Source organism: Phenylobacterium sp. (genome assembly GCF_031412415.1).
Taxonomy (GTDB): domain Bacteria; phylum Pseudomonadota; class Alphaproteobacteria; order Caulobacterales; family Caulobacteraceae; genus Phenylobacterium.
In genome coordinates, this window is record NZ_JANOCX010000138.1 from 1 (window position 1) to 8,626 (window position 8,626).

Here is an 8,626-nt window from a genome sequence, read left to right on the forward strand (position 1 = left end):
GTAGTGGAGGTCGATCACAGGCGTCTCCCGGGCCTCTCGTCGGGCCTTGGAGACAGACTACTTGGCTGACCAGCCGGCGCCAGCCTCTCTTGCGAGAGGCGGGCGGGACTGGCGCTATCGGCTGGTGTTGTCGGTGATCGCCTTGAGCGCGCCGCCGAGCATGTTCTGAAGCGGTCCCAGCGCGCCGGCCATGATGCCGCCCACGCCGCCGCTCGAGGGACCAGCGGCCGTCTTGAGGTTCTGGAGCCGGGTCCAGAGGTCGTTCATTTCAAGCTCGAGATTGAAATTCGGCTTGGAGCCCGCGCTGGAGGCCGTGGCCACCAGGACGGCGATGAACGCCTTGCGACTGTCGGCCATCGGGACCTTGCCCAAGGCCTCAAGGATGGCAGGCGACAGCAGCGCCCCGCCCATGAGCTTGCCAATTCCGAACATCCTACCACTCCGTGTTGCCTCTAGCTCATAGGCGTAGCGTGAGGGACTGACGGGTCACGCCGCGCGCGGTCGCGGCGATCGGCGGGCGCCAGGCGGCGAGATCAGAACTGCCGGCCGGCGAGGAAGTTCTGGTACATGCTCTTCAGTTCGGGATCGAGATTGTTGGTGTGCATGAACATGCCGGTCACCACGACGATCTTGTCTGCAGCCATGTCGACGGCATAGGCGTAACCCTTAGCCGGCTGCGGCAGGTTTTTCATGTACTTCGCAGCGATCTTCAGCAACACCTTATACATTGCAGCCACTTCCTCTGGCGGAGGCAGCGGATATGTACGATTCATCTTGTCGATCTTCTGAGCAAAACTAATCAATACGTCGTAATCAGCCTTGTATCCTTTGACTTTCTCGTAATAACCCATACCATCGACGCAGGTTTTTAGCGTCTTCTCCATATAGGGCATATGAAATTGAGAGGTGTAGTTGGAACTATTGAACGCCTTCACGAGCTTGTGGACGTTCTCGATCAACTGCTTGGAATCCATCGCTGAGACCTTGCCGGTCGCCCAGTCGATAAACGTGCTCATCGTCAGCTCCAGTCAGATCTTTCGGCGGCGCGGGACCACCCCGGCCGCGCCTGTCGCGATGCGCGAGGGGGCGTCGTTCGAATAGGCGTCTACGGCGAGGATTTCGGGTCGCGAGCGATGCGCCGGCGCCGCGTGGACGGCTGACGAGCCGCATGACCGGAACGCGTGACCCGAAAGCGGCCCGCCTTGCGCCTTTCTAACAGGGGCAGGAACAGAGGCGCGGGCGTACGCCGTCAGCGCCTGTCCTGGTGAGAACTTTCACAGGAGTCGGGCGACATGGACTTGAGGGCGCTCATCGCAAGGCTCGACCCGCTTTGCCGCGAGGCCTTGGAATCCGCCGCCGGCCTGACCCTTTCGCGCACGCACTACAACGTCGAGATCGAGCACTGGCTGCTCAAGCTCCTCGAACAACGCAGCGACGTCACCATCCTGCTCGAGCATTTCGAGATCGACGCGGGCCGGCTCGCCTCCGACCTCAACCGAACCCTCGATCGCATGGCGACCGGCAACGGCCGCGCGCCGGCCCTGTCGCCGCACCTGGTCAAGCTGGCGCGCGAAGCCTGGCTGCTGGCCTCGCTAGAGCATCACACCGAAGTGGTGCGGTCCGGCCACCTACTCGCCGCGCTGCTCCAGGACGGCGATCTCAGTCATACCTGGCGCGAAACCACGCCTCAGCTCGCGCGCATCCCCGCCGATGTGCTGAGCGAGCGCCTGGTGAGCCTGACAGCCGCCTCGCCGGAGGCGTCGGCCGCCGCCGCGCCGTCGCAGGACGCCGAGGGTCAGCCCATGGCGACGCCGCCTGCCCCAGGCGGCGCGGCGCTGGACAAGTTCTGCATTGACCTCACCGCACGGGCCCGCGCCGGCGGCATCGATCCGGTGCTGGGTCGCGACCCGGAGATCCGCCAGATCATCGACGTCCTCACCCGGCGTCGGCAGAACAACCCCATCCTCACTGGCGAGGCCGGCGTCGGCAAGACCGCCGTGGTCGAGGGCTTCGCTCTGAAGATCCTGGCCGGCGAAGTGCCCGAGGCGCTGCTGAATGTACGCCTCCTGTCGCTGGACCTGGGCCTGCTGCAGGCCGGCGCCGGGGTGAAGGGCGAGTTCGAGAACCGGCTGAAGTCGGTGATCGACGAGGTCAAGCGCTCGCCCACGCCCATCGTCATGTTCATCGACGAGGCCCACACCCTGATCGGGGCCGGGGGTCAGGAGGGTCAGGGCGACGCGGCCAATCTGCTGAAGCCAGCCCTGGCGCGCGGGGAGATGCGCACCATCGCGGCGACCACGTGGGCCGAGTACAAGAAGTACTTCGAGAAGGACCCCGCCCTCACCCGCCGCTTCCAGGTGGTCAAGGTCGAGGAGCCCAGCGAGGCCGACGCCATCCAGATGATGCGCGGCCTGGTCGAGACGCTTGAGACGCACCACAAGGTCCGCATCCTGGACGAGGCGGTGGACGCCTGCGTGCGGCTGTCGCATCGCTTCATCGCCGGCCGTCAGCTCCCCGACAAGTCCATCAGTCTGCTGGACACCGCCTGCGCGCGGGTGGCCATGAGCCAGGCGGCCACGCCCGGCCTGGTCGAGGCCGCTCAACGTCGGATCGAACAACTCGAGACGGAACTCCGCATCTTGGGCCGCGAACAGGCAGCCGGCGCCGCCCATGACGACGCCATCGCCGCCCGCACCACCGATCTGGCCGCAGCCCAGCAGAAGCTGGAAGTGCTCAATGTCCGCCTGAAGACCGAACGCGAACTCGTCTCCGAGATGGCCGCCATGCGGGTCAGCGTGGAGGCGGCCCACGCCGCGTCCGACGCCGCGGCGCTGGGCGTCGCCCGTGAAGGCCTCGGCGCGGCCCGGGCCAAGCTGGAGGCGCTGCAAGGCGAGGCGCCGCTGGTCTTCGAGGTGGTCGATCGCCAGGCTGTCGCCGACGTCGTGGCCACTTGGACGGGCATTCCCGTCGGACGGATGGTCTCCGACGAAATCCGCAATGTCCTGAATATCGAAGCGATCATGGGCGCGCGCATCCGCGGCCAGCCTCAGGCCCTGGCCGCCATCGCCAAGACCATGCAGTCGGCCCGCGCCGGCCTGACCGATCCGCGCAAGCCGCTGGGGGTCTTCCTGATGTGCGGCACATCAGGCGTCGGCAAGACCGAGACCGCGATGACCCTGGCCGAGCAGGTCTATGGCGGTCCGCAGAACATGACCGTCATCAACATGTCGGAGTTCAAGGAAGAGCATAAGGTCTCGATGCTCGTGGGTTCGCCGCCCGGCTATGTGGGCTACGGCGAAGGCGGCGTCCTGACCGAGGCCGTGCGACGCAAGCCGTTCAGCGTCGTCCTGCTGGACGAGATGGAGAAGGCCCACCCCGGGGTCCAGGACATCTTCTACCAGGTGTTCGACAAGGGTCAGCTCAAGGACGGCCAGGGCCGCGACATCGATTTCAAGAACACGCTGATCGTCATGACCTCCAACGCGGGGACGGACGTCATCGAGAAGCTCTGCGGCGATCCGGAGACGATGCCCGACGCCGCTGGGCTCGGCGAGGCGTTGCGTCCCGAGTTGCTGAAGGTGTTCAAGCCGGCCTTCCTGGGGCGGGTCACCGTGGTCCCCTATTTCCCGCTGCCGCCCGAAATCCTGCGCGAAATCGTGGTGATCAACCTGGCGCGGCTGCGCGACCGGATCGCGGCGAACTACGGCGTCGCCCTGTCGTGGGCCGATGAGCTTCCCGACGTCATCGCCGCGCGCTGCACCGAGACCCAGAGCGGGGCGCGGAACGTCGAGAGCATTCTCAACCAAAACATCGTGCCAGCCCTGGCCAACCAGATCTTGCAGAGGATGTCGACCGGCGAACACCTGCCCGACATCCGCATCCAGGTCAGCAAAGATCAGTCCTTCGAATACCAGTTCGGAGACTGCACATCCGAGGTGATCGCCCCCGTCACCTCGTCGGACGAGAGTATTCAACCCAATACCATCGGAGCTTGAAATGGCTATCTACCTCGATATCGCCGGCATCAAGGGCAAGAGCGGACACGACAACTACAAGGACTGGATCGTGGTCCAGAGCATGCACTGGGGCGTCGAGAACGACGCGAAGACCACGGTCGGCGTCGCGGGCAGCCGCATGCCCGCCGGCAAGATCACGCCGCACGACGTCAGCATGATGAAGGAAATGGATCAGTCGACGGTGCCGCTGATGAAGCTGGTGTTCGCCGGCACCAACCAGGCCAAGGCCCGGATCGTCGTCACCCAGTCAACCGACAGCGGCGACGCCTATCTCGAATACACGCTGACCAACGCCATCGTCTCCAGCTTCCAGACCTCGGCCAACAGCGAAGGCCTGCCCATCGAGAACTTCGCCATCAACTTCACCAAGGTCGAGGTGAAGGCGAACCCCACCTCCGCGACGGGCGGCTCTCAGCAGGTCGTCGGCGAGTACGACTTCGAGAAGGCTAAGGCCGGTTAGCGAAATCGGCGCCGGCCAACGGCGGCCCGCGCCACCGGCCGGGCGCCGCGACTCCGCCATGAGTCGCGGCGACCTCGTCGGTTTGCATGCATCGGTGAGTAAGGAATGAGTTCCGAACGCGATCCGAATACGTTCCTTCGTCTCTACAAGGCGCCGGGCGTTCTGGAGAACTACTTCGTCTCCGAGCTTCAAGGCGAGGAGTGCCTCTCCACGCCCTTCCTGTTCACGTTGACGGTGCGGTCGCTGGGCGACATTCCCGACGTGAAGGATTGGATCGGCGCCTCGATCACCTTCGGCATGGGCGCCTCCGACAGCAATCTGCGCAAGGTCAACGGACAATGCGTGCGGCTGGAGCAGACCTACCATAAGGCCGAGTACGTCGAGTTCGTGATCGACGTCGCGCCTCTGTTCGCGCGCGCCAAGCATCGCAGCGACTGCCGCATCTTCACCGACATGACCGCGATCGACGTGATCCGGAAGGTGCTGGGCGAGCACCGCCTATCGTTCGACTCCTCGAAGGTGACGTCGGCCAATGAGGTACGGGAGTACTGCGTTCAGTACTGGGAGACCGACTTCGACTTCTGCTCGCGCTTGATGGAAGAAGAGGGGATTTTCTACTACTTCCTGCACGATGAAGACGCCGGAAACGGCGAGCACACTATGTACATCGCCGACGACGAGACCGCGTTCTTCGATGGCGAAGTTTTCGAGATCACCTTCCGCGAGGACGAGCATCACAAGGGCCTGACCACCATCGACCTGCAGCACATGCAGATGACCAGCGCCTGGATGAGCCACGACTACAACTTCAAGAAGCCGCACGCGCTGACACCCATCAAGAGCTCGACCAAGCTCAGCTATCCGGCCAAGAACACCAAGCTCTACGAGTGGCCCGGCCGCTACGACAACATGAACTCCGGCGATCGGATGGCCAAGTTCGGGATCGAGGAGGCCGAGGCCGCCTCGGTCATCATGTCGGGGACCGGCACCTATATGGGCTTCATGCCGGGAGCCCGGCACCTGATCGTCGACAAGCGGCTGAAGCCTGCCGAGCGCAAGGTCGCCGTCCGGTCCGTCAAGCACTACTGCCACAATCCCAAAAGCCTGTCGGAGGGTGCGTTCGACTACCAGCAGTCGTTCACCGCCGTGCGCAGCTATGAACCGTACCATCCGCCCCGGACCACGCCGCGCGCCATCGTGCGCGGACCCCAGACCGGCGTCGTGGTCGACCAGGTCGATCCTGAGGGCTACGGACGGGTCAAGGTCCGCTTCCATTGGGACCACGCCAACAGCTCCAGTTGCTGGCTTCGCGTCGCTCAGCAATGGGGTGGCGACCAGATCGGAGCTCAATGGATTCCGCGCGTCGGCATGGAAGTGCTGGTCGTGTTCCTGGAGGGAAACCCCGACCGGCCAATTGTTTCCGCGTGCCTCTACAACGGTGAGAACAAGCACCCCTTCCCGGTGCCTGACAACCTGTCCCAGGCCGGCTGGCGCACGCGCAGCCACCCCAAGGGCGATGTGGTCAACGCCTTCATCTTCGAGGACAAGGCCGACGCCGAAGAGATCTACACCTATGCCGGCCGCAACTATCGCCGGGAGGTCATCAAGGACGAGGACGTCGACATCGGCGGTTTCCGAACCACCAAGATCGGCAAGGACGAAACCCGCGAGATCGGCGGCCAGCGTCGCACCAAGATCGGCAAGGACCAGTTCACCGAGGTCGGCGCCTCCTCCCAGACCGTGGTCAAGCGGGGCGCCCACCTGAAGGTCGGCGAGGGTCTGGGCGTCGAGGTGAAGGGTGACATCCGCATCGACAGCAACTCGGCCACCAAGATGGTGACCACTGGCAGCTTCACCCTGGAATCCCTGACCCAGCTGGTGTTCCAGGTCGCGGGCAACCGCATCGAGATCACCGCCGCCGGCGTGACGATCAACGGCGCCCTGGTGAAGATCAATTGAACGCCCAGGCGCCCCTCGACGCCGCCGGCCGGGCCATCGATCCCGGCTTCCCGGGCCTGCGTCCGTTCGACAGCGACGAAGCGCCCGCGCCGGCCCGCCGCAGGGCCGAGCTGATCGCCGGACCGGGACCGGCCGGCTGGCGCGAGATCATCGACAGCTTCTCGGCCGATCCCGGCGGCGGCGGACCGTTGCTGCGGACCCTCGCCTGGGGACTGGCCACCGAACGCCTGCTGCGCTGGATGTGCCTGGCCGCCCGTCTGGAGGAGATCGTCAGCGAACGGAAACGCCAGTCTCAAGCTCTCATCACCGCCGAGCGGTGGCTGCGCGAGCAGGACGACACCTTGCGCTACGAGGCCTACCGGCAGGGCCAGGCCGAGAACTTCGAGACGCCCGCGGCCATGGCGGCCCTGGCCACCTTCGTGTCGGGGCCTTCCCTGGCGCCGGCCGACGCGCCGGCCGAGCCGCCCGCGCCCGGACTTGGCCGCGCGTCGGCGACCTCGGTGCTGATGGCCGTCGCGGGATCGGATGCGCTTACCGTCGACGGCTTTGGGCGCGTCAACAAGATCGGCCTGGACCTGGCGCGCGGAGGCGACGGCCGGTCCGGCGCGCGCGACGCTCTGACCGGAGCCGTCGGATGAGCAGGACAAGCACGCCATGTTTCTTCTGAGACTCTTTCATCAGAGCAACCCCACCCGGCAGGTCGACTCCCGGTCGCTGGCGCAGGGCGAGCTGATGATTGGCCGCGATCCTGGGCAGGGCTGGCGGATCGATGACCCGGATCGGCAGATTTCGCGGACCCATTGCACGGTGGCGGTACGGGGTGACGGCTTGTTCGTCCGCGACTCCAGCGCCAACGGCATCATCCTGGGTCGCACCCAGGAGAGGCTGCCCGCCGACCAGTTCGTCCCCCTGGCGCTGGGCGAAAGCCTGATCATCGGCAAGTTCGTGATCGTCGTGGAGCAGGCCACGAGCGACGCCTTCGGCGAATCCACGTTCGACCCCCCGCCCCTGGCCCGACGCGACACCGGCCCCTCCCCGTTCGCGCCACCACCTGGCCTTGGCGATCTGCGCGGCCTGTCGACCCCGCGAGAGCCCGATCCATTCGCCAGCGAACTGAAGCGCACGCCGCTGGACGCCGATCCCTTCGGTTCCGACCCGCTCGACCGCGCTGTCGGGCGCAGAGGGCCGTCATCGATCGACGAGGACGCCTGGCAACGTCGCGAGCCCGGCCGGGTCGGCGACTGGAACGGACCGACGGAGCATCGCGCGGTCAGCCACGAGACCCTCATCGGCTCGGCCCGCGAGTGGTCCGAGCCGCCCAGCGCCGGATTGCCGGAGGTCGGCTTCGGCTTCGACGCGCCGTTCCACCGCCCGATCCTGAAGGCCGAGCCGGTGCCAGCGGAGGCCCTGATCATCCCCTCCGACTGGGAGGCGCCGCCCCCGGCCACGCCGCCGTCCGCTCCGGTGGAGGTCGCGGCCAGTCTCGTCGTCGTCCCGCCGCCGGCCCCGATCGTGGCCGAGCCGCCGCCGCGCCCCGCGCCTGTGGCCGTCGCCGCGCCGCCGCCCATCGTGCAACCGGCCGCCGTCGCCACGCCCGGCGGCGACGCTCTGTTCAGGGCCTTCTGCGAAGGCGCGAATCTCGATCCGGAGGAATTCGTCGGCGAGGATCCGGCTGCGGTCCTGCAGCGGGCCGGCGCCATCTATCAACAGATGGTGCTGGGCCTTGGCGACCTGCTCAGCGAGCGAACGTCCCTGAAAAACGAATACCGCATGGCCCGAACCACAGTCGCTCCGGAGGGCAACAACCCCTTCAAATGGGCGCCGGCCCGCCGGGTGGCGGTGGACCTGTTGCGCGGCGCCAACGACGGTTTCATGAGCGGCCCACCGGCCGTGCGCGAGTCGTTCGAGGACCTGAAGAAGCACCTGCTTTGCCTGCTGGCGGGGATGCGGGCCTCCATCGCCTCGGCCTTGAACGCGCTCAGTCCGCCCAGCGTCGAGGCGCACCTGAAGGGTCAGTCCTTCGTCATCAAGGCCAGCCGCGGCGCAGCGGCCTGGTCTGAGTATTCGCGCCTTCACGCCGAGTTCCAGCGCCAGGCCGACGACAACCCCGACAGCCAGATCAATCGCGATTTCCGCGCCGCCTACGAACAACAGCTTGGAGAGCTCGATGGCCTCAGCGCACGCCGATAGG

General features: G+C 66.1%; 7 protein-coding genes. 5 read left to right on the forward strand and 2 right to left on the reverse strand.

The window, feature by feature from the left end; translation table 11 throughout:
• Positions 1 to 114 precede the first annotated feature (114 nt).
• Positions 115 to 432, reverse strand: coding sequence for a hypothetical protein (locus RMO04_RS06635; protein WP_309643999.1), 318 nt, complete (start codon positions 430 to 432; stop codon positions 115 to 117).
• A gap of 101 nt (positions 433 to 533) precedes the next feature.
• Positions 534 to 1,016 (reverse strand): hypothetical protein, encoded by a 483-nt coding sequence (locus RMO04_RS06640; protein ID WP_309644000.1) that lies wholly within the window; start codon positions 1,014 to 1,016, stop codon positions 534 to 536.
• Between the two features lie 276 nt (positions 1,017 to 1,292).
• Here RMO04_RS06640 and tssH point away from each other — a divergent pair, with 276 nt between their 5' ends.
• The 5 genes from tssH (at position 1,293) to tagH (ending at position 8,625) form a co-directional block, all read left to right on the forward strand.
• Positions 1,293 to 3,995: a type VI secretion system ATPase TssH gene (tssH, locus tag RMO04_RS06645; RefSeq protein ID WP_309644001.1), complete on the forward strand. Its 2,703-nt coding sequence runs from the start codon at positions 1,293 to 1,295 to the stop codon at positions 3,993 to 3,995.
• A gap of 1 nt (position 3,996) precedes the next feature.
• Positions 3,997 to 4,476, forward strand: coding sequence for a type VI secretion system tube protein Hcp (locus RMO04_RS06650; protein WP_309644002.1), 480 nt, complete (start codon positions 3,997 to 3,999; stop codon positions 4,474 to 4,476).
• Positions 4,477 to 4,581: 105 nt separating this feature from the next.
• Positions 4,582 to 6,435: a type VI secretion system tip protein TssI/VgrG gene (locus RMO04_RS06655; RefSeq protein WP_309644003.1), complete on the forward strand. Its 1,854-nt coding sequence runs from the start codon at positions 4,582 to 4,584 to the stop codon at positions 6,433 to 6,435.
• Positions 6,432 to 7,073 carry a DUF6931 family protein gene (locus RMO04_RS06660; protein ID WP_309644004.1) on the forward strand — a complete coding sequence of 214 codons (642 nt, stop codon included), beginning with the start codon at positions 6,432 to 6,434 and terminating at the stop codon, positions 7,071 to 7,073. The genes RMO04_RS06655 and RMO04_RS06660 overlap by 4 nt, the downstream gene beginning before the upstream one ends.
• Positions 7,074 to 7,089: 16 nt before the next feature.
• The gene (gene tagH, locus RMO04_RS06665) at positions 7,090 to 8,625 is read left to right on the forward strand and encodes a type VI secretion system-associated FHA domain protein TagH (protein WP_309644005.1); all 1,536 of its coding nucleotides are present in this window, start codon (positions 7,090 to 7,092) and stop codon (positions 8,623 to 8,625) included.
• The last annotated feature ends 1 nt before the right edge of the window (position 8,626 follow it).

Bases quoted from the DNA above. Each gene is read 5' to 3' on its own strand.
- RMO04_RS06635 (WP_309643999.1), bottom strand. From the start codon at position 432: ATGTTCGGAATTGGCAAGCTCATGGGCGGGGCGCTGCTGTCGCCTGCC.
- RMO04_RS06640 (WP_309644000.1), bottom strand. From the start codon at position 1,016: ATGAGCACGTTTATCGACTGGGCGACCGGCAAGGTCTCAGCGATGGAT.
- tssH (WP_309644001.1), top strand. From the start codon at position 1,293: ATGGACTTGAGGGCGCTCATCGCAAGGCTCGACCCGCTTTGCCGCGAG.
- RMO04_RS06650 (WP_309644002.1), top strand. From the start codon at position 3,997: ATGGCTATCTACCTCGATATCGCCGGCATCAAGGGCAAGAGCGGACAC.
- RMO04_RS06655 (WP_309644003.1), top strand. From the start codon at position 4,582: ATGAGTTCCGAACGCGATCCGAATACGTTCCTTCGTCTCTACAAGGCG.
- tagH (WP_309644005.1), top strand. From the start codon at position 7,090: ATGTTTCTTCTGAGACTCTTTCATCAGAGCAACCCCACCCGGCAGGTC.